General features: G+C 67.1%; 1 protein-coding gene. It reads left to right on the top strand.

Going from position 1 to position 298, the window contains the following annotated elements:
• Window positions 1–298, top strand: a 298-nt coding sequence (locus LU493_RS19875) for a bacteriophage T4 gp5 trimerisation domain-containing protein (protein WP_428994591.1), incomplete at both ends; no start/stop codon positions are given.

Below are 298 nucleotides of genomic sequence, written 5' to 3'. Positions count from 1 at the left end.
AGATCTGGCTGCACGCCCAGAAGGACCTGGAGCTGCTGACCGAGAACGACCGCACCGAGGAGATCCGCCGCGACAGCCACCTCAAGATCAAGCGTGACCGCATCGCTGAGCTCGACCGCGACGACCACCACACCGTGCACGGCGAGCGGCGCACTCAGATCGACGGCGACGACCACCTCAGCGTGGGCCAGACCCGCCACGAGAAGATCGGCCGCGCCCAGCTCGTCGAGGTTGGCAGCGAGGTGCACCACAAGGCCGGCATGAAAGTGGTGATCGAGGCCGGCGCCGAGATCACCCT

This window comes from Halomonas elongata, assembly GCF_029081005.1.
Classification (GTDB): domain Bacteria; phylum Pseudomonadota; class Gammaproteobacteria; order Pseudomonadales; family Halomonadaceae; genus Halomonas; species Halomonas elongata_B.
This window is presented reverse-complemented; position numbering and strand designations above follow the sequence as displayed.